The organism is Trichococcus flocculiformis (assembly GCF_963662535.1).
Taxonomy (GTDB): domain Bacteria; phylum Bacillota; class Bacilli; order Lactobacillales; family Aerococcaceae; genus Trichococcus; species Trichococcus flocculiformis.
In genome coordinates this window covers 1,433,191-1,455,396 of record NZ_OY759718.1, presented here as the reverse complement: position 1 = coordinate 1,455,396, position 22,206 = coordinate 1,433,191, and the positions used below count along the sequence as shown (strand labels likewise).

General features: G+C 45.3%; 24 protein-coding genes. All 24 read right to left on the bottom strand.

Features of this window, described 5'->3' with window-relative positions; translation table 11 throughout:
• Positions 1 to 47: 47 nt before the first annotated feature.
• The gene (locus ACKPCD_RS07035) at positions 48 to 2,207 is read right to left on the bottom strand and encodes a penicillin-binding protein (protein WP_321434480.1); all 2,160 of its coding nucleotides are present in this window, start codon (positions 2,205 to 2,207) and stop codon (positions 48 to 50) included.
• Complete coding sequence (ftsL2, locus tag ACKPCD_RS07030) at positions 2,204 to 2,584, bottom strand: cell division protein FtsL (RefSeq protein WP_276641526.1); 381 nt, start codon at positions 2,582 to 2,584, stop codon at positions 2,204 to 2,206. Before ftsL2 ends, ACKPCD_RS07035 begins: the two co-directional genes overlap by 4 nt.
• 95 nt (positions 2,585 to 2,679) lie before the next feature.
• Positions 2,680 to 3,630 (bottom strand): 16S rRNA (cytosine(1402)-N(4))-methyltransferase RsmH, encoded by a 951-nt coding sequence (gene rsmH, locus ACKPCD_RS07025; protein ID WP_321434479.1) that lies wholly within the window; start codon positions 3,628 to 3,630, stop codon positions 2,680 to 2,682.
• A gap of 8 nt (positions 3,631 to 3,638) precedes the next feature.
• Positions 3,639 to 4,070: a division/cell wall cluster transcriptional repressor MraZ gene (mraZ, locus tag ACKPCD_RS07020; RefSeq protein WP_068560018.1), complete on the bottom strand. Its 432-nt coding sequence runs from the start codon at positions 4,068 to 4,070 to the stop codon at positions 3,639 to 3,641.
• Between the two features lie 143 nt (positions 4,071 to 4,213).
• The gene (locus ACKPCD_RS07015; protein WP_086988341.1) at positions 4,214 to 5,257 is read right to left on the bottom strand and encodes an LTA glycolipid anchor biosynthesis glycosyltransferase, IagA/BgsA family; all 1,044 of its coding nucleotides are present in this window, start codon (positions 5,255 to 5,257) and stop codon (positions 4,214 to 4,216) included.
• A gap of 33 nt (positions 5,258 to 5,290) precedes the next feature.
• Positions 5,291 to 5,668, bottom strand: coding sequence for a DUF3397 family protein (locus ACKPCD_RS07010; protein ID WP_086988340.1), 378 nt, complete (start codon positions 5,666 to 5,668; stop codon positions 5,291 to 5,293).
• Between the two features lie 150 nt (positions 5,669 to 5,818).
• A complete protein-coding gene (rpmF, locus tag ACKPCD_RS07005; protein ID WP_072763715.1) occupies positions 5,819 to 5,998 on the bottom strand; it encodes a 50S ribosomal protein L32 in 180 nt (59 codons plus the stop codon).
• A gap of 59 nt (positions 5,999 to 6,057) precedes the next feature.
• Positions 6,058 to 6,615 (bottom strand): YceD family protein, encoded by a 558-nt coding sequence (locus ACKPCD_RS07000; protein WP_276641533.1) that lies wholly within the window; start codon positions 6,613 to 6,615, stop codon positions 6,058 to 6,060.
• 95 nt (positions 6,616 to 6,710) lie between these two features.
• A complete protein-coding gene (locus ACKPCD_RS06995) occupies positions 6,711 to 7,415 on the bottom strand; it encodes an aspartate/glutamate racemase family protein (RefSeq protein ID WP_321434478.1) in 705 nt (234 codons plus the stop codon).
• 34 nt (positions 7,416 to 7,449) lie between these two features.
• Positions 7,450 to 8,667 carry a carboxylate--amine ligase gene (locus ACKPCD_RS06990; RefSeq protein ID WP_086988337.1) on the bottom strand — a complete coding sequence of 406 codons (1,218 nt, stop codon included), beginning with the start codon at positions 8,665 to 8,667 and terminating at the stop codon, positions 7,450 to 7,452.
• 142 nt (positions 8,668 to 8,809) lie between these two features.
• Positions 8,810 to 10,027 (bottom strand): nucleotidyltransferase, encoded by a 1,218-nt coding sequence (locus tag ACKPCD_RS06985; protein ID WP_321434477.1) that lies wholly within the window; start codon positions 10,025 to 10,027, stop codon positions 8,810 to 8,812.
• 57 nt (positions 10,028 to 10,084) lie between these two features.
• A complete protein-coding gene (locus ACKPCD_RS06980) occupies positions 10,085 to 10,828 on the bottom strand; it encodes a class I SAM-dependent DNA methyltransferase (RefSeq protein WP_321434476.1) in 744 nt (247 codons plus the stop codon).
• Positions 10,825 to 11,190 (bottom strand): ribosome silencing factor, encoded by a 366-nt coding sequence (gene rsfS / locus ACKPCD_RS06975; RefSeq protein ID WP_321434475.1) that lies wholly within the window; start codon positions 11,188 to 11,190, stop codon positions 10,825 to 10,827. Before rsfS ends, ACKPCD_RS06980 begins: the two co-directional genes overlap by 4 nt.
• Positions 11,187 to 11,801: a bis(5'-nucleosyl)-tetraphosphatase (symmetrical) YqeK gene (gene yqeK / locus ACKPCD_RS06970; RefSeq protein WP_321434547.1), complete on the bottom strand. Its 615-nt coding sequence runs from the start codon at positions 11,799 to 11,801 to the stop codon at positions 11,187 to 11,189. The genes rsfS and yqeK overlap by 4 nt, the downstream gene beginning before the upstream one ends.
• Positions 11,791 to 12,417, bottom strand: coding sequence for a nicotinate-nucleotide adenylyltransferase (locus tag ACKPCD_RS06965; RefSeq protein ID WP_068560395.1), 627 nt, complete (start codon positions 12,415 to 12,417; stop codon positions 11,791 to 11,793). Before ACKPCD_RS06965 ends, yqeK begins: the two co-directional genes overlap by 11 nt.
• A 77-nt stretch (positions 12,418 to 12,494) precedes the next feature.
• The gene (gene yhbY, locus ACKPCD_RS06960) at positions 12,495 to 12,806 is read right to left on the bottom strand and encodes a ribosome assembly RNA-binding protein YhbY (protein WP_068560003.1); all 312 of its coding nucleotides are present in this window, start codon (positions 12,804 to 12,806) and stop codon (positions 12,495 to 12,497) included.
• Between the two features lie 21 nt (positions 12,807 to 12,827).
• Positions 12,828 to 13,955, bottom strand: a complete 1,128-nt coding sequence (gene yqeH / locus ACKPCD_RS06955) for a ribosome biogenesis GTPase YqeH (protein ID WP_321434474.1) — start codon at positions 13,953 to 13,955, stop codon at positions 12,828 to 12,830.
• Positions 13,948 to 14,475 carry a YqeG family HAD IIIA-type phosphatase gene (locus ACKPCD_RS06950; RefSeq protein WP_068559999.1) on the bottom strand — a complete coding sequence of 176 codons (528 nt, stop codon included), beginning with the start codon at positions 14,473 to 14,475 and terminating at the stop codon, positions 13,948 to 13,950. The genes yqeH and ACKPCD_RS06950 overlap by 8 nt, the downstream gene beginning before the upstream one ends.
• Before the next feature lie 727 nt (positions 14,476 to 15,202).
• Entirely contained in the window at positions 15,203 to 16,072 is an 870-nt protein-coding gene (gene thrB, locus ACKPCD_RS06945) for a homoserine kinase (RefSeq protein WP_321434473.1), read from the bottom strand.
• A gap of 82 nt (positions 16,073 to 16,154) precedes the next feature.
• The gene (locus ACKPCD_RS06940; RefSeq protein ID WP_321434472.1) at positions 16,155 to 17,444 is read right to left on the bottom strand and encodes a homoserine dehydrogenase; all 1,290 of its coding nucleotides are present in this window, start codon (positions 17,442 to 17,444) and stop codon (positions 16,155 to 16,157) included.
• 186 nt (positions 17,445 to 17,630) lie between these two features.
• On the bottom strand, positions 17,631 to 17,861 hold the full coding sequence (locus ACKPCD_RS06935; RefSeq protein WP_068559993.1) for a YkuJ family protein: 231 nt from the start codon (positions 17,859 to 17,861) through the stop codon (positions 17,631 to 17,633).
• Positions 17,862 to 18,044: 183 nt separating this feature from the next.
• A complete protein-coding gene (locus ACKPCD_RS06930) occupies positions 18,045 to 18,923 on the bottom strand; it encodes an NAD(P)-dependent oxidoreductase (protein WP_321434471.1) in 879 nt (292 codons plus the stop codon).
• Positions 18,924 to 19,042: 119 nt separating this feature from the next.
• Positions 19,043 to 20,236 carry a glycosyltransferase gene (locus ACKPCD_RS06925; protein ID WP_321434470.1) on the bottom strand — a complete coding sequence of 398 codons (1,194 nt, stop codon included), beginning with the start codon at positions 20,234 to 20,236 and terminating at the stop codon, positions 19,043 to 19,045.
• A 238-nt stretch (positions 20,237 to 20,474) separates the two neighbouring features.
• Positions 20,475 to 22,205: a phosphoenolpyruvate--protein phosphotransferase gene (gene ptsP / locus ACKPCD_RS06920; protein WP_068559985.1), complete on the bottom strand. Its 1,731-nt coding sequence runs from the start codon at positions 22,203 to 22,205 to the stop codon at positions 20,475 to 20,477.
• Position 22,206 lies beyond the last annotated feature (1 nt).

Genomic DNA, 22,206 nt, shown 5'->3' with positions numbered 1-22,206 from the left:
GTGCTTAACTTTTTTTGATTGATTTTGTGAGTGTTGCTTCTGAACGCTTACTCCAGAATGATCTGGACTTCAGTAGCAGCGTTCAGGATGGAACCCGTCTCCAGACTCTGGAATACGACATAGCCTTCGCCTTCAAAAGTGAAGTTGATGCCTGCGATTTCTGCTACTTTCAGGACATCATCTTTTGACCACCCGTAGACGTCAGGCATCGTCATCGCACCTTCCGTCATGAGGATCGTCTTCTGGTTCGTGATTGTTTGTGTCCCGGCGTATGGGTATTGTTGGACGATCCGGCTACCGCTGCCGATGATTGCTGTATCATTGTAGCCGACAGCAGTCAGGGCCGCCAAAGCCTCATCTTTGGACAAATTTGTCACTTCCGGCATCGAGGCTTGATTGACGTCCCCGGTGATTTCTGTATTCAGGTTGTCATATTCGATTGCCCTTGTCATGAATGGGTTGAATATTTCCGACAGATACTTTGAGCCATTCAGACTGTCCAAGTTTGCAGGCCGTTTCATTGTCAAATACAGGATGTAGCTGGGATCATCCGCCGGCGCGAATCCGACTACCGAGTAAAGATAATTGGAATAGCCAGTGTAATATCCGCCTGTTGTGGAATTCACCACTTCCGCCGTACCGGTTTTGGCAGCGATCTCGGTACCCTCGATCTGGTACGCTTGACCGGATCCATTCTCGTTGTAGACGACTTCTTTCAGATAGGTCAGCACCGTCTGGGCGGTTTCCGCTGTGATCGGAGATCCCACTTCTTCAGGTTCGATAGCGGTAACCTCACCCGTATTCGGATCTTCTGTGCGATCCAGGTAGTTCAGTTTCATCATGGTGCCTTCATTTGCGATTGACGTAAAAGCCTGCATCAATTGGAAAGGCGTAACGGTTACCCCTTGTCCGAATGCCGTATTCGCCTTTTCCAAAGGATACGTATAGCTATAATTCCCCGTTGCTTCATTTTCAAGTCCCGAATCGGTTGATTGGCCGATGCCGAAAGCTTTGATATAGGATTCCCAAACGTCGTAACCCATCGCTTGCACCAGCTTTACGAAAGCCACGTTACTCGAGCGGGCTAATCCTTCAAGATAGGTGATATTGCCCCAACCGTCCTTATTGTAATCACGGATGGTGCCGCCTTCCACTTCCACGCTTCCGGAAGTATAGGTCGCAAAAGGACTGAATACGCCCTCGTTCACAGCTGCCGCCAAAGTCAAAATTTTGAAAGTGGAACCCGGTTCATAGGTATCCTCGACCAACAGATTCTGCCACTGCGCATCTATGCCTTCTTTGGTGGTAGCGTTGAAGGTGGGTCGTTGAGAAGCCGCAAGGATGGCGCCGGTTTCCGGATCGACCAACATAGCTGTCATCGACTCCGGATTGGCTTCTGCATACACTTGCGACATCAGGCTTTCCAGATAGATCTGCAAGCGACTGTCCAGCGTCAGATAAAGATTATCGCCTTCAACAGGTTCCTTTTCCTGAATCTGAGTGCCTGGAATCAGGTAGCCATTGGAGTCTTCTTGATAGGTGACTTCACCATCACTGCCGTCCAAATCATCATCGTACAGGGATTCGATCCCCATCATCCCGACCAGTTTCTTTTCTTCGTTTGTATCTGCTTCTTCCTCGCTGGCTGAACTTTGCGCAAAGCCGACAAGATGGGAAGCAAAAATCCCATTCGGATAAAGCCTGGAAGGTGTTTCCTCGAACGTGATCCCCGGAAGGTTTTCCGCTTCAATGCTGGATTTTGTAGCATAGTTCAGGTTAGTCCCAGCGCTTCCGAATTCGACCTGCTTCAGATCGGCTTGGTTCAGGATAGTCAGAATCTCGCCTTCGCTCATGCTGATGTATTGTGCCAGAACTTCAGCTGTTTTTTCCTTGTCGACGATATGGTTCGGATTTTCCGTATCCTCACTCCATTCATCGGTCAAAACCGCCACCAACGAATAAGAAGTAGCATCCAAGGCAATAGGATTACCACCTATGTCATAGATGGTACCTCTTTTTGCGGCAAGGATACTACTTCTGGTATATAAGTTATTAACATGCTCGCTTAGATTCTCGCCATTTACCTTCTTGGTGATCATGATCATAGAAAAACGAAAAATAAATACAAGAAATAGTAAACCTGTCAACCCAACCATGATACGAGTCATTTTTTTTCGGTTTTTTTGAGGATTAGCTGTTTTTTTCATCGCGTAACATTCCTAACGTTTGCTTCATTCATTTCCAGACCAAGTTCTTTCGCTATCTCAATGATGCGGTCATATCTTGAAAGTTCTTGGACTTCCTGCTCCAAATTTTGATTTTCCAGACTGATCGCAACGCTATCATTTTGTAAGTCCTGCAACGCTCTATTCTGATTGGAGAGGGTCACTTGTGTAGCCAGAGACAACAATAATACGATCAAAGCACTTAACAAAGTGATGGTGATGGCAAATTTTTCAATTTTTATATATTTAACTCTAACGGCTCTATAGCCTTTCGGATCAGGCTGGCCTTTTCTAGGTTCTGTCAATTCTTTTGGCAGCTTCGGTTCTGCAATCGCCGCCCTATATTCAGGTAATGCCACTTAATCCTCTCCTCCCCCGCAGTCAATTATACAGCTACTGCACAATTGACTGGTTCCGACTGATGATCTTTCGTTACAGAGCTGATGCGCTCCTGTTACTTCTTGATTCTTTCGATGATACGCAATTTTGCACTTTGGGAGCGTGAATTTTCACTCAATTCCGCTTCATTGGGCAGGATTGGTTTTCGAATGATCAGCTTGTAGTCCGCTTCATATTCCTCGGGAAGAATAGGCAGCAAAGGTAATGTATCCTCTTTCGAGCTGGCTTCTTTGAAAAGGACTTTAACGATCCGGTCCTCCAAGGATTGGAAGGAAATGACGCTCATGCGTCCTCCGACGTTCAACATTTTCAAGCCATCTTCTATCGAATCTTCAATAGCGGACAATTCATCATTGACGGCGATTCGCAAAGCTTGAAAAATGCGTTTGGCCGGGTGCCCACCCTTTCTTCTGGCAGGCGCAGGGATGCAGTCTTTGATGATTTCGACCAATTCGCCGGTCGTCTCGATCGGTTGGGTTTCTCTGATTTTTTCTATTTTGCGGGCAATCTGTTTTGAGAATTTTTCTTCGCCATAACGATAAAAAATCTTCACTAATTCACCAAAAGGCCACTCATTCACAATGACGCGGGCCGTCAATTCCTGTTCTTGGTCCATACGCATATCGAGTGGGGCATCATAGCGGTAACTGAACCCTCTTTCAGCTTGGTCCAATTGCGGGGAAGACACTCCCAAATCGTACAGGATGCCGTCTACGCCATAAACACCAAGAGTTTCCAGTTCTTCTTTGATATTCCGAAAATTAGCCTTGATGAGTGTCACCATGCCTTTTTCGATATAAGTCGCCAACATCGCTTCAGCATTTTCGATAGCGATCCGGTCTTGGTCAAAGGCATACAGATGCCCATTTTCGTTTAGTTTTGATAAAATCACACTGCTGTGTCCGGCACCACCTAAAGTGCAATCGACATAGACGCCATCTGGTTTGATGTTCAAACCATCGATGGACTCGTTTAACAACACGCTATAATGTTCAAATTTTTCCATTTTTGCACCTACAATCCAAAGTCGATCATCGTTTCAGCAATATCCTCGAAGTTTTCGGCAGCTTCATCAGCAAATGCTTCCCACTTCTCGTTGCTCCATATTTCAATACGGTCGGCTACTCCGACAATACGACATTCTTTTTCAATTTTCGCATAATCCAATAATGTTTGAGGGATATTGATGCGCCCTTGTTTATCCAATTCAGCTTCCATAGCGGCTGAATAGAAGAAACGGGTAAAAGCACGCGCATCTTTTTTGGCAAGGGGCAGTTGTTTCAATTTCTCTTGGAGCAGCTCCCATTGGCTTAACGGATAGCCGAACAAACAGCCGTCCAATCCACGGGTGACGATGAATGTATCGCCTAATGCCTCACGAAATTTTGCGGGCATGATCAATCTGCCTTTGGCGTCTATATTGTGTTTGAATTCGCCCATCAACATAAAGACACTCGCCCCCACCTTCAAATATGTTTTCAGTCTACCACATCGCCCCACTTTCTACCACATTTTCCCGAACAATTCATAAAAAAAACAAATTGATTTCGATTATTTTTCGAAATCAATTTGTTTTTAGTTGTCATCTATCATTTTGTCCCTGGAACCGACATTCCCCCACCATCCGACTTATGCAGCTGGATGGCTGTTTCGTAGGCACTCCTCAATTCAGAACCAATGCAACGGAGATCCTTCTGACGGATACGCTCCTGTCCTGCGGCTTTCAGAGAAGGCAAATCCCCTTCCAAGATGCCGTTGATCAGCCTTTGGAAATCGTCATTCGTCTTACCTTTGTAGACATGTTTGCCATCGACCAAATCACCCTCATAGATCGGTATATCCCGGATCAGGATCTCCTGTCCCATAGCGAGCGCCTCCAGAAGAACGATTCCTTCCGTTTCTTCGTAAGTTGGGAAGAAAAACAAGTCCGCACCACAGTATGCATTTCTGAGTTCATCAGGGGCCACATAACCGGCAAATTGCAGATTGGGTAATTTTGTTTCCACAGCTTCCCGAATTTCATGCGGAACTTGGTGAAGGTTTAAGTATCCGAACCAGATAAACTGATAAGCAGGCATCGCTTTGGCCAAGGCGACAAAATCAAGAATCCCTTTGCGTTTGATGTAAAGGCCGACAGACATGATGACTTTGTCCGTTTCCTTGTACCCGTACTTCTGCCGAAAAGACGCCCCCATCTCCGCAGTCGCTTTGTAAAACGACAAATCAATTCCGTTCGAAATCGGTATGATCGGTTGTTCTAAACCTGCTTGCTGCAGCAATTGCTTGGAATATGGAGTAGGCGTCAAGACCACGTCGCCATGACTGTAGCAGTGCAGAATCCACTTGCTGAACAACGGTGCAGCAGCATTGGAGAAAATAAAGGAATTCTGGAAATCCTCCTTTGTGGAGTGGGCATGATAAACGATCGGTTTCCCCTGCTTTTTGACTTTATGCAGCAGACGATAAGATTGCCCGAAGTAGGTATTGATGTGCATCAGATCAAAATCATCTCTGTAATCTGTCGTAAAAGAGATCCCTTCCAGTGTGAGAGCCTTTTTCTGATGCTCGATCGCTCTGCCTAAACCGGATTTCCCGATGTATTTCATGCCTTCAGAGTACAATAATACTTTCATGCTTTCGTATCACCTCGTTCTTCAATTTTCTGACTATCCTCTTATAAGGAAATAAACGCGCAACAGCACTAAAGAGTAATAAAAAAGCAGTGCCATCAAAAATAGTATTTTAATGAAATAACGATAAAACCGCTTCGGCTCATGGTTTTTTTTACGTTTGTCGAAATACAGCGTCTGCACCAGACCGACGATGCAGGCAGCCAGTAAAAAATGAGGCAGCAGCGAATAAGTCAGGCTGTAGACACTCAACAGGTGGATGCCCACCAGCAAAAACGGCAACACGACGTCCGCAATCGACAATCGGATAATTTGTTTGTACCTGAGATACGGTCGAAAAAATTGATTTATCAGAATGATTTCTAAAACTGGAAAAACATACAAAAGGATTTCAAAATAGTGGAAGTTTTGCATCCCGACGCTCCTTTGCTAAAATATGGAATTCTTACCGCATGCTTATATTTTACCTCATCCAAGCAAATTATGCCTCCTTGAAAAATGGGAACAAAAAAAGCCAACAGAAAATTCATTCTGCTGACTGGAAATGCGGATGGTATTTCATGATTAGCTTTGTTTTTCGATAACTACTTCTCCATCATATTGTCCGCATGATGCGCAAACGTGGTGGCTCTTTTTCAATTCGCCACAGTTAGGGCATGCGTTCAAGCCTGGAATCGATAACTTGAAGTGCGTACGTCTTTTTGCTTTTCTTGCTTTAGATGTTCTTCTTTTAGGTACTGCCATTTCCTTACACCTCCCTGTATTAATCGCTGTATTTGTTTAAAAAATCAGCGTCAAAAATTTCACTCTGTTTTTTCTTCGTCTTCTAACAGGGCCTTCAGACCAGCTAATCGCGGATCGATCTGATCGGTTTTTTCCTCTTGTTTCTTTCTTGCGAAAGATTCTTCGGAAACAACTTCCCATTCAGCGCCACTAGGCATTTCATCGGACACCATCTCTTCCGGCGTGAAGACTTGTAGAGGCAGATTCAGCAGAATGTTGTCCTCGATAGCGGGGACCAGATTCACTTCATCACCTTCAAGCGGCAACACGACTTCCGCAGGTTTATCCTGCTCGAGATAGAGTGATTCACTTTCAGTGTACACTTCTTCGATTGCTAATTGCAAGGGTACCTCAACTAATTCCAACGACCTTGACGAAGGCAGGGTAATCGTTAAATCGATTCGGAAATTGGCAAGCACAGAATGATTTTCGTATAATAAGAAACCTTCCGCCTTAATCGGCGACACTGCTTTGATTTCATTATTTCTTTGCATCAATGAACTTTCCCGGTCTATCATCCGAGAGAAATAGTACGGTTCACCACGATGTTCTTGTAATTCTTTTAATGGCCACTTCATTTCCATCACCCCTAAAATAACAAATTGAATTATACTAGTGAAAAAAAACTTTGTCAATGTATTTTCCTTTACATCCAAAAAAGGAAAACGTTTTTTTACGCTTTTAACTCTTTGGCCAACGAAATCGTTTTGTCCAAAAGTACCTTTTCCGCATCGACAACCGGATAACGTCGTTCTTTATCTTCGCTGTTCATCAAAGAAACTTCCGTGCATCCCAATAACACAATGTCCGCACCGCAATTTTTGAAGTCTTCCAAAATTTCGTAGTACAAAGGGAAAAATAAATGCGATCTCTCTTTGATGTAATAATAAATCATTTTATTGATTTTGTCTTGTAAAGCTCTGTCCGGCAATACTACTTGATAGCCTTTTTCAATAAGCCGATTTTCGTAGATGCGGCTCTGATGCGTTCCTTCAGTGGCAAATAATCCGACTTTTTTTGCGCCCTCATAATGTTCCGCAATATAGCCGACTGTAAGATCAACCATATTCAAAATCGGAATATCCGTTTCCTTTTGAATATCATCGAAGAAATAATGGATAGTATTGCAGGGCATGATGATGAATTCTGGCTGGAGAAGATTCAACATATGAACATCTTCTATCACTGCTTCCACCGGATTCGGTTTGGTCGGATCCAAAATGAATTCCGTACGATCGGGAATATCAGCGTGATTCATCAGAATGTAATTGAAATAATCCTGGTCGTTTTCGGGGAAATGACGCTTATTCATTTCAACAAGAAAATTGGTCGTCGCCAGCGTTCCCATTCCTCCAAGAATACCAAAAAATTTTTTCATACTTTCTCATCCCTCGTTTCCCGTTTGTTTCAGTTCATTCCTCTGGCGGATACTCTTTGAATTTTTTGTAATAATTAAATTTGGAAGCCAACACATAAAATTTTCTTTTTGGGCTGACTTCAAAAGGCGCATCCAATGGGTGCACGACTTTCCCGTCCTTGTATAACTCTTTTACTTTTTTTCTTAAAACATCAGACTCGATGTATTTCAGCAATAGTTTTTTTGGTGTCATCGTGAACAAAGCTTCATTCGTGTTGATGGTCAACCCAAGTTTTTTCTTGGCGATGAAGTCTTCAACATAGTATTTCGCGACATTGTTTCCGCTGGCAGTAACGTAGTAGTTGCTTACGCCAAGCCGACCGTTCAGTTCAAAGAAAACATAGTCATCTTTGCGCTTATCGTACTTCACATCAAAATTGGAAAAACCATAAAACTCGGTTTCAGCAATCAACTTTTGGACAGAAGCAACAATCTTCTGCTCTTCCCTGGCCCAAATCGTCAGATGGTTTCCGATGGCGGATGGCGTATGGTCTTCCAAGAGGATATGGCCGAATGCAATCAGCTTAATTTCCTTGTCACGTGGCGATGTGTACACCGTCACGACGCCAAGATAGGTGTCATCGCCAGGAACGTACTCCTGCAGGATCAGGTTGTCCGTATAGCCATTGTCACGCACTAAATGGTAGATGCGTTCAAGATCCTTCTCGTCGCGTCCGATGAAGACTTTTTCTTTACCCTCAAAATGCAACCCCTGGTACATGATGGCATTCGAAGGCTTGATGATGATCGGAAATTCAAACGGCAAATCAAGGGAAAATTCATCCATGACTACAGTCTTCGGATAGGGAACGCCTGCTTTTTCACAAATGGCGTAAAAACTTTCCTTATTGGTCGCCCGTAGGAAAACTGGTTCATCCACATACGGAATGATCCAATCATCACCGAATCGGTCTTTCGTCCGGATCAGCAGTTCCGCATAGCGATCGTCTGCCCCGAAGATGATTTTTTTCATATTCGGATAGTCCCGACCGATCTGATGGATGGTTTCAAAAAAAAGATCCAGGTCATCGATTCCCGGTTGAATGTAATGCTTGATGATGCGGGAATTGCCGATAGGCCCTATAATCATCGGGCTGATGAGATTCGTTTTAACTTGGTACGCTTCATAGAAAGCTCTCGCCAAACTATAGGCTCCTCGGTTCCCCCCTACGATTACGGGAACGAAACTGACGGAGTTGGCTTCTTCGCTCATTTGATTGTCCTCCTTAGTGCCTAAAGCCGAATGTTAAAGGCTCTAGCATCTATTAACCTATCTATTATATTTCTTTGGTTGTAGCCCGTCAAACGCTTCTTGCGTTTTTTCATTAAAGTTTTCAATAAATTTCGGAAAAATTTTATTTCAGATTATGCAATTCATTTCGGATGTAAATCGGTGACCGGGTGAAATTCTGCTCATCCAAAACCGGAAGGCCTCCCAAACGGTAGATGCGGTCACTCCTGATTTCCAGTTGCAAGCCCGCTGTATGTGGCTCACACAATTTCGTTACGATCGGGGTCTCCGTGTTTTTTTTCAAGCTGTTCAGATAGCGTCTTCCGGCTTCCGTAAATCCGAGCAACCGGATGGTGTGCGCTTTTTCCTGGAAGGCATGCGCTTCTGCCTTGGTTATCCCCAACAAAATATAGGTACAGACCCGCTGCAACCGGGCCCACGTCCAGCGCTTGTTCTTCGTGCGCCGAATGAAAGACATAAAATCAGCTGCATCCTCGGCCTCTTTTTTCAACCTGTATTCGATACCTTCTTCAACTTGATAGATGTTCCGGAGTTCCGCATGCGAAAGCAGCATGAGCTGATATTGCAGCATCCCCCAGTATGGAGCCCAATCAAGCAGAGGAAGCCTCTCCAGCGCCTCTAACGTCTCTTCCGGCACAAACCTGCCCATGTCATTCCCTTCGCTTTGCTTTCCGTGGTGGAGCGCCCATTCGCGAATGGCGGTCCCACTTGCAAATTCTTCGCCGAAAGCTTCACTGTCGTTATGTCCGGCACCGCGCCTAAGCACGATGGCCGTTTCCATCGGTTCGGGGAATTGTTCATTTTCTTTGACATACGCCAATCCGAGCTGATTATTGGGCGTTGAAAAGGAAATAGCAGAACCTTGTGGGCTCAGGATCTCGGCAATGGCCGTCTCCAGTTGCGCAGCATAGGTTCTGCCATCATTTCGGTACGTCTGAAAAATCCGATTGATTTCCGCTTCGTGTTCGCGCAAGAAACGGCTGTGCGAAATGAAATCTTTCGCCGTCCCTTCTTCAGCACCGAACGCAAAGGCATCGCACTGCATCGCCTGCAATAAACGGATGCCTGCTCTTGCGAACAGATCCGCGGACTGCACACTCCCCAAAATCGGCATTTCCACGACGATGTCGGCACCGTTCCGCAAAGCGATTTCCGCACGCGTCCATTTATCCAACAAAGCCGGCGCGCCCCTTTGGACAAAATTGCCGCTCATTGCGACAACCATGACATCGCTCTTCGTCATCCGCCTGGCTTCCGACAGTTGGTAGCGGTGACCGTTATGGAAAGGATTGTATTCTGCAATTACACCACAAGCTTTCATCGAAGCGCCCCTTTTGGTTTCATTGTATGGTCGCGCGGTTTTTTTGCCTTGGCTTGCTTAAGCTTTTTTGCAGGCAAAAAACCAGCGCGGACTGTCATCGCGCACATCAGCTTCACCAAATTCGGCTGTGGCCGTCACATCGGTGAAGCCGGCTTCTTCAAGGAGCCGCTTGTAGACTTCCAGCGGATACGTGCGTTCGCGATGGTATTCCGAATGACGTTCAAACAATTCCGGATTACTCTGGGATCCCACGAAGAAAGTCAAATCATGCTCGACACTGTTCGCAGCATCGCCGGCAAAACTTTCCCAGAGGAAGGCTCCCGCTTCATCCTGATAGATGTATTGATATCCCGGAAAAACGTCATTCACTTGATGCATCGAGTGGACGTCGAACAAAAAAACACCGCCAGGTCCGAGATTCCGGCTCACGCTATGAAAGACTTCCGCCACTTCAGCTTCATCAGACATGTAGCAAAGCGAATCGGAGAAGCACGTCACGACGTCAAAATCCCCCATCGGCTCCAGGGAACGCATATCCCCTACCGCCAAGGAAAGCGTTACGCCTTCTTCTTGCATGCGATTGTAGGCAAGCGAGAGCATTTCATCGGATAGATCGACCCCGGTTACCTGATGCCCTTTTTTCGCCAAATCCACTGCAATTTTACCAGTTCCGCAAGCCAGTTCCATGATGTCCAGGCCAGATTTCCCGGCTGTGTATTTTTCAACATAAAGAAGCCAGCTGTCGTAGACAGACTGGTCCATTATTTCATCATAGTAATGGGCAAAGATGTCATAGCTCATTGCTCAGAGACCATCCCCGAGATGTCGACCATTGGCGCATCACTCCATAATTTTTCGATGTTGTAATAACCGCGTTCCTCATGGTTGAATACATGGACGATAACGTCATTCAGGTCGATCAATGTCCACTTGCCAGAATCTTTGCCTTCGACGTTTTTGATTTCGCCTTTGTTTTTGTGCACGTTCTCCACAATAGATTCAACGATTGCAGCCACTTGCTTCTCATTACGGCCGTTCATGACGATAAAATAATCACCGATTGATGTCAAACCGCGTACATCCAATGCCATGATATCCTGAGCCAATTTGTCATCTGCAGCTTTAACCACTACTTCCAATAATTCTTCACTTGTCATTTTCATTCTGAATTCCCCACTTTTCTTTGGATCCAACTGTTGTAGACATGGATCGTGCCGGGATAAATCGGCAGTTCCTTCTTCACCAGATGAATGATTGTTTTTTCTATTTTAAAATAAGCTGCCTCGTCCAGGCTGATTTCCGCCAGTCTTCTGGCTTCATCCACGCCCGTGAACGTACGGCCCGGTTCGATGTAATCGGCAATGAATAGGACTTTTCCGATCAGGGTCATCACCTCACCGCCGATTGTATGCTGACGAATCGCGTCAAGGATAGGCCTATCCATGATTCCGAATACCTTTTCAGCATAATAAGCACCGACAGGCCCATGCATGATTTCGCTGCCGTAACCGGTCATCTCGCTGTCCAACGCTTGGGACAGGACGATTTTCTTCATACTTTTTGCGTCATGCTCTTTTGCAAAGTCGTGCAGGAGAGCGGCCAACGAGCACGCTTCCAAAGATGCACCATATTTTTTTGCCAACGCGATGGAACAGGTTTCAACCCGCAGTACATGCTGGAAGCGCGATGGCTTCATCTGTTTTTCCACTTCCGCCAAAATGGCTTCCCGTGTCCAATCCGTATAGCGTCCTGTGTATACAAGCTCAGTCTTCATCCTCAAGATAGAGTCCTTCTTCCAAAATGTAATCTTTGACATCCTCTTTAACCAAATACCGGATCGAACGGCCCGTTTTGACCATCTTACGGATTTCCGTCGAACTGATGTCGATCAACGGTGCGTCGACCCAGATGATCGGATAAACGCTTTCCCTTCCATATCCTGGCCGAGCAACGCCAACGAACTGCACAAGTTGCACCAATGCATCGATGTCTTTCCACTTCGGCAAGTATTCCACCATATCCCCGCCGATGATGAAATAATAATCGGTGTCCGGATGCATGGCCGTCAATAATTTCATCGTATCGATCGTATAGCTTTTGCCGCCTCGCTCCAACTCGATCGTTTCGATATCGAACAAAGGATTGCCCGCAATGGACAATCGCACCATCCGCTCACGATGCTTCGCCGAAATCGATTCTTTTTCATCGATATGAGGCGGTTCAGCATCGGGCATGAAATAGATTTTATCCAAACCGAGCTGTTCCCCAACCTGCTGCGCAACGATCAGATGGCCCAAATGGGGTGGACTGAAGGTTCCACCCATGATGCCGATGCGTTTCCGGTCCTGGAAAGCAATCTGTGTCTCAACCTCGGTTTCTTCGATGATCATGTAATCCGTTTGTCCGATCAAATTTAAAGTTGTGATCAATTTTTTCTCACCTCAATAAAATAGGAATTGGCCTGCCTTTAGATTTTTTCAACGACAGTCGAATAACGACGATTTTTTTCTTTAGATGATGGTTTGAACAATACAAGTGTGCGTCCGATCTGTTGGACGACGGTCGCTCGCAGTTTTTCTTCGATGACTGCAGCAACAGCATCCGTTTCCTCATCCGTATTCTGCAGAAGAGCGATTTTCAACAATTCCCTTTTCTCCAACGCTTCCCCGATTTGGTAAAGCATCTCTTCGTTCAACCCACCCTTACCCACTTGGAAGAGCGGATTCATATGGTGTGCTTCTTTTTTCAAATATTGTTTTTGTTTGCCTCTTAATTCCATTCGACACCTCAGTCTTTTTTATTAAATGATCGGTTTGCGCATTACTGTGTCCACGCCTTGCGGGACCCATGCTGCGACTTTACCCGGTTTGCGGACAGTGATCCATCCCAATCCGGAAAATACGATATCGGACGGTACTTTGACATTGAATTCACGTCTGACCAACGGCGGGAAATTTTCCGCGTCTTCCGCAGACGGCGGCTGAAGAAGGGTCCCCAGATGTTTTGCATAGAATTCATCCGCTTTTTCCAATTTGGTGCGGTGAATTTTCAAGTCATTTGCGAAATAGCAAGTGAAGGATGATTTTTCCCCACTGATGAAATCAAAACGCGATGCGCCACCCAAGAAAAGCGTCTGCTCCGGATTCAATTGATAAGTGATCGGTTTGATTTCGTGTTGCGGAGCTACAAGTTTCAATTCTTTCGAGCTCAGAACATGCGCCATTTGATGGTGATGGATAATCCCCGGTGTATCGATGAGGAAATGCCCATCATCCAAAGGAATACGGATCTGATCCAACGTTGTACCCGGGAACTGGGAAGTCGTGATGACGTCTTCCTTGTTGCCTGTAGCCGCACGGATGATTTGGTTCATGACAGTGGATTTACCCACGTTCGTAACACCCACGACATAAACATCTTTGCCGTCCCGGTGTTCTTCGATGGTTTCCAACAGATCATCGATGGAAGTTGCTTTCTTGCCGCTCACAAGCATGACATCAACCGGGCGCAAGCCTACTGACTGCACCTGCTCCGTCAGCCATTGCTTCACTCGGGATAGTTTGACCGACTTCGGTAAAACATCCACTTTATTTCCGACAACCAACACTTTATTATTGCCCGCAAAGCGATGCAAGCCAGGGATCATGCTGCCGTATACATCGAACAGATCGATAACGTTGACGATCAAAGCATCTTCCATCGAGATGGTGTTCAGCATCGCCAAAAATTCATCATCCGTGACGGAAACTTTTTCCATCTGATTGTAATGGCGCAATCTGAAACAGCGTTGGCAGTATACTTGCCCGGAATCCAATCCCTTTTGCAGAGCGGCCGCCGGGGTATACCCTCGTTCGGTCGGATCATCAGTCTGGATTTTAGCCCCGCAGCCGATGCAATAGAGATCTTCTGTTAATTCTTCTTTAGTCAAGTGATTTCCTCCATATCATTCCTGGATCATTTTTCAACAAACGTTTCAGCAATTTTCTTTCAAAGAATCGATTTATGCGCGTATTCCACCCGTCCGAATTGATGATCGGCATTACCCACACACTCTTGACTCCCGCTCGATTTGCGCCAAAAACATCCGTAAGCAATTGATCCCCAACCATCAGGCATTGATCCAACGGAAGCTGAAGCTGCTCAGCCGCCTTGATGTACCCACGGCGGGAAGGCTTCATCGACCTTGGCACATAAGCCAATTGCAGCTTATCCGCGATTATCTTGATACGCTTATCGCTGTTGTTGGAAATGATGACGACAGGTATCGCATTTTTTTTCATCAAGGCGATCCAATCTTTCAATTCCTGCGTCCCCTCCGGATTGTTCCAGGCAATCAAGGTATTGTCCAAATCGGTCAGAACGCCTTTGATGCCATTCTTTTCAATTTGTTCCGGAGTAATGTGATAGATGGACTCAACCATCCATGTCGGTTTGAATTTATTTAGCATAATGTCTCCTCATTAAAAAAATAAGAGGATGGGAAAAAGCAACAACGTCACTTTTCAAGCAGAACCTGAGAGAACTCCCCCAAGTCGCGCCCCAAAACCGAATAACTGCACGGCACACAATCCGAAACAAGCACCCTGTACCCCGCAAAAAAGTTTTGACCCAGCCTCACTACTATCCAATTGTATATTATAACCCCATTCCAATAACATTATAAAGCATAAACCAAAAAATACAAGAGCGCGATGATTCGCGCCTAGACATCCGGACGTTGGAGCAAGCGGCTGACGTTCACCTCTTTTGTGGACGACAGCCACTTGCGAAACGGGAGTGGTGTCTGCGAATCAGAGCGCGTTTAAGAAGGCGCGATGCTATGCGGGAGAGTGTCGGGTAGCACTATGGTCGCAAGCGCCCAAGTGTATCATGTCTCTATGCGATTGAAATCGCAAGAGCCATGACAAATCCCGGGTAGAAATCGAGCACTAAGAGGACTAACACTAAACGGACGCTTTTTGTCCGAGTGTAATAGTCAGCTTAGGCACAAATTTCTGGGATTCAGAACACGTTTGATATGGCGCTATGCCCATTTGCACTTGTCAGCTTGCGCTCGGGCCTGGAAAGATGGATAACTTTCCGTTATTCATCTTTTCTGCTCGCTTTCGCCCCTAATCTTGCGGGCGCCCCCAAAAAAAATACAAAAAACCCAAGGATTTCTCCTCGGGCCCACAATTATTTGATTACTTGCACGCCATTTTTTTCAACATGCAGCAACTTGACTTCACTATTTTTTACAGCGGCTTTTGCCGAAGCAACGAACGCTGCTGCCTTTTCAGGATGGATCATCGTGAGGATCGTCGTACCGGCCCCACTCAGGTAAGTACCGTACGCGCCCATCTCATGCCCCAATTCCCGGACTTGACTCAACTCTGGAACCAATTTGCCGCGATAAGGCTCATGGAAAACATCCTGTTCCATAAGTGCTCCCGCTTTTTCGATATCACCCGAAAAAACAGCTGCTACTAACATATTGGAGATGCTGCTGCCTTTGACTGCTTCCTTGAACGAAAGCGAATCCGGCAAAACAGCCCGGCTCTCCTTCGTCAACAATTCCTTTTCCGGAATCGTCACTACCAAGGCAACCTCTGGGAAACTCGCCTTCGTCCAATATACTTTGGAATCCAGAACGGTCCCGACCGTGAAATCACCGGTGATGGCTGGCGTCACATTATCGGGATGACCTTCGATGCGTGTTGCGATCTGAATTTTATCATCAATGCTCAATTGCAGATCTGCGCATTGATTGGCCAACTCGATCCCGGCAACGATGGCAGCTGAACTGCTGCCCAATCCTCTGGCAGCAGGCACTTCACTCGTCATCGTGATTTTTCTTGGTGTCATGTTCGGCGCCAAAGACAACGCGGTTTCAATAATCAGATTCGTTTTGTCAGTCGGGATCCCCGCTCCCAAATCATGGAGAATTTCCCACTCGTCGGCCTCTTCTTTTACAGCCAACGTCAAATATAATGATACGGCCAATCCAAGGGAATCAAAACCTGGCCCTAAATTGGCGGAAGTTGCCGGTACACGAATATCGAACATCCTACTAATCAATCCTTTCCAAAAGAACGATGGTCCATCATTTCTTGATTTTTAATGTATTCAAATTAGGATCGAAATCCAATCAATGTTCCAGTACTTTGAAATGGACCTTCAATTTCATGTCATCGTTATCTTCCATGGCCTGGATGATTTCGTTTTCTTGCGCTTTCGACATCGGATGCGTAACAATGACAATGATGGCTTTACCGTTCGCCAAGGGTTCTTGAATGATCTTGTCAAAGCTGACTTGTGCAGTGGCAAAAATTTTCGCCAATTCCAAAAACTGGCCGGCACGATCGGTAACTTCCAAGCGCATGAATACCGGATTGATTACCTGCTCAGGTTTCGCGATCAAAGTCTCTACCTCATACTCGTTGAAGATATTTCCGGTTGTCTCCAAAAGGATGTTCTTAGCGATATTCATTACATCGCTGACTACGGCTGTTGCGGTAGGCAACTCGCCAGCTCCTGCACCATAGAACATCGTTTCCCCAAGAGCTTCTCCGGCGACAAAGACAGCGTTCATTTCATTATTGACGCTGGCCAAAGGATGTGACTCCGGAACAAACACGGGTCCGACTTCCACATTGACGCTGTCGTCGATTTTTTCGGCAGTACCGATCAGTTTGATTTTGTATCCTAAACGGTTCGCCAACTTGATGTCATTGATGGAAACATTGCGGATACCCGTCACTGCTACATCATCCAACGTCACATCATTCGTCCCGAAAGCAAGGCGAGCCAAAATGACCATTTTGCGCGCTGCATCCAATCCATCGACATCGCTTGTCGGGTTCTTCTCGGCAAAACCCAATTCCTGAGCCAATGCCAGAGCTTCATCGTAAGAGTAGCCTTCTTTGTCCATTTTCGTCATCATGAAGTTGGTTGTGCCGTTCACGATTCCCATGACTTTTTGGATGTTGTCGGAAGCGAAACTTTCCGTGATCGCACGCAAAATCGGAACCCCGCCCGCAACAGCTGCTTCATACAAGAAATCGCATTTGTTCGCTTTAGCCAGGTTGACCAATTCTTTGCCATGTAAAGCCACAAGATCTTTGTTTGCTGAAACGACATGCTTCCCGGCCGATAATGCTTTGGAAATATAATCTTTTGCTGCCGGAACATATCCGATCAATTCTACGATGATTGAAATTTCTTCGTCATTCAAAATATCATCAAAATTATCAGTGCAATGGACAGCCTCGCCAAAGAAAGTTTTGCATTTATCAATATCGCGATCCAAAACCGTTTTGATGACTACTTCCTGTCCGACGACTTGCTTGATTTTATGCTGGTGGCCATCTATGATGCGGGCAACGCCAGTCCCTATTGTTCCTAGTCCTAATAAACCTATATAAATCTTCTTTGCCATTATTCCACCTCTTCAATTATTTCCTTATTACACAGTATACTGAAAGTTACAGAATTACTCTACATAAAAATTAAAAACTTTTAATGTTTGCCACTTTATTCCAATGAAAATAAAAAAACAAAAAGGCAGCGGAAAAATGAGCCGGCTCATTTTTCCGCTGCCTTAGTTCATGCAAGGATGGATGAATTAATCTTGTAATAATTCGTAAATTTCAATGGCAACTAAATCAAGATCATCAAATTGATAAGTTTGGTTTGAATCGTGTTCTTCCAATTCAAAACTTTCCGTATCGCGGTTGTATTTTACGACGCAACGTTCCACGCCTTCTTTTTCAAAACGACGGATCTCGACATCACCATTGTCTTCCATCATTACTTCTAGGCGACGAAGGATCGCTGAGAGCTGTGAAGGTTTCATGATATTTCCCCTTTCAAGACTAACTTCTTATTTATTCTAGCACTTTTTTTCTGACTTCGCATCAATTTACTGTAATTTATGCAAGAAAAACAATATTTGAGTAATGCACCACTAGGTTTGTGCAAAACCCGCCGCAACGATATATCCTAATAAGGGGTTTGAGAAATTCGTCGACCTCTAAGTCTAGATTTCAGCGTACTCTCCCCACCAAAGCTTCACCAACGCTTGCGTCCCATCGTCGGCGAAACCTTTGCTCGCCAATTGTTCATACAATTGTGCAGCCTGTCTCGTAGCAGGTAAATCGATACCCAGCTTATCTGCTTCATCCAGTGCAATCTTCAGATCTTTGACAAAATGTTTGACGAAGAAACCTGCACTGTAATCTTCTTTCAGGATCCTAGGGGCATAGTTCGTCAAAGACCAGTTAGCAGCGCTTCCGGAACCGACTTGTTCGATCACGCGTTCCAAATCCAATCCTGCCGCTTTCGAATAAACAAGCAATTCGGTCATGCCGGTCATCGTGCCCGCCACCATTATCTGGTTGGCCATTTTTGTGTGCTGACCACTGCCGGCCGGCCCTTGCAGCATCACTTTGCTCGAAAAAACAGACAAAACTCCTTTAACGGCATCAAACGTTCCTTCCTCACCACCGACCATCGTTGTGAGCGTTCCATTTTGAGCACCCTTATCTCCTCCAGAAACTGGAGCATCCAACGTGCGGACCCCTCTTTCTTTGCCGAAAGCAGCTATTTTCCTGGCCAAAGTCGGCGTACTGGTCGTCATATCAATGAGAATATGGTGGTCGTCCGCTTTCGAAAAGATACCGCTCTCCCCAAAATAAGTCTCTTCAACATCTTTCGGATAACCCACCATCGTGATGACAATATCCGATTGCGCCGTAACAGCAGCAGGGGTGTCACACCACACTGCTCCTTCAGAGACAACAGCATCTGCCCTGCTTTTCGTCCGATTATAGACTTGGACTGGATAACCCGCATTCAAAAGATGTTTGATCATGGATGAGCCCATGACACCTGTTCCGATAAAACCAATTTTTTCCATTTATAAAACCGCCCCTTCTAAACACTATGTCAACAGTATACCTTACGCTTAGCTCAGATAAAAACAAAAAAACACAGGGAAGCAGATTATCCAAGCAATCTGTTTCCCGGTGTTCCGACTCAACGTTTGATTTTTTCCAAAAGATTCACTTTTAATTTCAATTCTTCACGCGGCTGTGACTCATAAATGTCAATACTCGCCTGATAATAGCTCAATACGGCATCCGCAAATGCCTTTGAAGAAATCTCCTTCATCAGTCCATCCCATACTTCTTGCTTTGTCGCAACATCTGAGTTGTGATAAAAATCCGCATAGGCGTTGATAGTCTTGCCGATTTGGTCATCCTCGTCGAACAACATCCCCAGACTGTCTTCTTTAATCAACCCTGATAAATAGTCATTCCGCTTAGCGATGACCGGACAACCGTTTACGATCGATTCCAGATAGGTCAAGCCTTGGGTTTCCGAATCCGAAGCATTTATATAAATATCTGCCATTTGATAATACTCGCTCACATCTTCATTTTTGACTTCTCCGACAAAAATGACATTTCTGGTCAAACCCATTTCCGACACCTGTGTCTCCAACTCGTGACGCACCGGTCCGTCACCAACAAAAATAAGCTTCGCGGAAGGATAGGCTGCTACGACCTCAGGAAAGGCGTGAACAAGTTTATCCAGTTTTTTTTCCGAGGACAGCCTACTCAAAGAGAGCAACACCAATTCGGAATCCGAAATCCCCAGTTCTTCGCGCTTTTTGGCTTTGATGCCGTCAATCCGATCCGGTATCCGGACGCCCGTTGGGATGACGCGAATTTCCTTATAGATGTTGTAGGAAGCTAATTTCTCTTTCATTTGCTGACTTGGAGCAATAATGCCCATCGTTCGATTGCAAAAGTAGCGGGAAGCAATTTTAACTGCCTTAGGTTTCACCACTCTTCCATTAGCGATGTAATGCAGATATTTTTCGTACATAGTGTGGTAGGTATGCACGGTAGGAATCTGCAGCATGTAGCCGACAAATTTGCCCGTCAAACCCAAACTGAACTCCGTATGCGTATGCACAATATCTATCTTCTGTTTCTTCGCTTCCCTAAGCGCTTTGTTCATACCTTTGACAGCAATCCTGCGATCTTTGAAAGACAAGAACGGGATACTGGTCAAACGGATTATATTTTTTTCATCTTCATCGGCTTTTGGATCTGTGGTGGTAAAAATGATGACCTCATGCCCCTCTGCCTCCAATTCCTCTTTCAAGGTGCGGATTGATGTTGACACGCCGCTCACTTGAGGAAAATACGAATCTGTAAACATGCCTATTCTCATGACTTCACCTCGAAAAAATCCCATCAAATTTATAATGACTCAATATGTTCAGTATATAGAACATTCTGATATTTGTCACTCCTCCCTACGCCCTACTTGCAAAATATATCCACACGAACAAGCCTGCGGAAATGATGGATTCAGCTTCCGAAATCGCTTTGAATTCACTGGCACGCAAAAAGACCGGGCATGCTTGCATGCCCGGTCTTTTTGCGCCTGAATCGGCTTAAACTAATTTAGCTTTCATTTCTTCAACTAATGCGATGACTTCTTCGACAGTCGTACATTCGTTGATTGCTTTGTCCGCTAATTTTTCCATTTCTTTTGAATCCAAACGTTTCATCAAGCTGCGTGTTTTCAGGACGCTGGATGCGCTCATGGAGAACTCATCCAAACCAAGACCCACCAACAACGGAACCGCTGTTTGGTCACCCGCCATCTCGCCACACATACCAGTCCATTTGCCTTCAGCATGAGAAGCATCGATAACATGCTTGATCAGCGTAAGGATAGCTGGGTTGTAAGGTTGATACAAGTAAGAAACCTGTTGGTTCATGCGGTCTGCCGCCATTGTGTATTGGATCAAGTCATTTGTTCCGATACTGAAGAAATCTACTTCTTTAGCGAATTGATGAGCTAATACAGCAGCTGCTGGGATTTCGATCATGATACCTACTTGGATATCATCAGCGACTTCTACGCCATCGGCTAATAGATTCGCTTTTTCTTCCTCCAACATCGCTTTAGCTGCTCTAAATTCGTTCAGAGTAGCAATCATCGGGAACATGATGCGCAATTTACCGTAAACGGAAGCACGCAACAAGGCACGCAATTGTGTACGGAACATTTCCGGTTCAGCCAAGCAAATCCGGATTGCACGGTAACCCAAGAATGGATTCATTTCTTTCGGCAATTCCAAATAAGGCAATTCTTTATCCCCACCAATGTCCATTGTACGAACAACGACAGGTTTGCCTTCCATGCCTTCCAAAACAGCTTTATAAGCATCAAATTGCTCATCTTCTGTCGGGAAGTCTGAAGAGTCCATGTACAGGAATTCAGTACGGTACAATCCTACCGCTTCAGCGCCATTAGCGACAACGCCTTCTAAATCTTTAGGCGTTCCGATGTTAGCTGCCAATTCGATATGTTTACCGTCTGCAGTAACTGTATTTGCATTTTTCAGTTTGTGCCATTCTGCTTGCATTGCAGAAAACTCTTCAGCTTTCTTCTTGTATGCAGCTAATGTTTCTTCATCAGGATTGATGAAGACGTCGCCGTCCAAACCATCCAAAATGATGATATCGCCATCTTTGACGATTTGTGTGATTTCTTTTGACCCTACGATTGCAGGAATTTCCAGAGAACGGGCCATGATTGCGCTATGGGATGTGCGTCCACCGATATCAGTAACGAATCCTTTAACATAATCACGGTTCAATTGAGCTGTGTCACTAGGAGTCAAATCTTTGGCAACGACGATCACTTCTTCAGTGATTGTCGATGGGTTAGGGATTTTGACACCCAACAAGTGGCTCAACACACGTTCCGTAACGTCGCGGATATCCGCAGCACGTTCTTGCATGTATGGGTTGTCTTCCATCGCTTCGAACATACCGATGAACATGCCGGCAACATCAGAAAGTGCCGATTCAGCATTGACACCGTTGTCTCGGATGTTGGCGTTCATCGATCCGATCATTTCCGGATCGGACAATACCATCAAATGTGCATCAAAAACTTGGGCTTCTTCTTCGCCAAGTGATACTGCCGCTTTTTCTCGGATTGCACTTACCTCTGATTTAGCGGTTTCAAAGCTTTCCAAAAGACGAGCAACTTCGCCTTCTGAATCTTCCACTTTACGCTTTTCAAAGGACAGATCCGGTTCAGTAAGCAAATATGCTTTCGCAATTGCAATACCATCACTAGCTGCTATTCCTTGTAAGTGGTTTTTCATA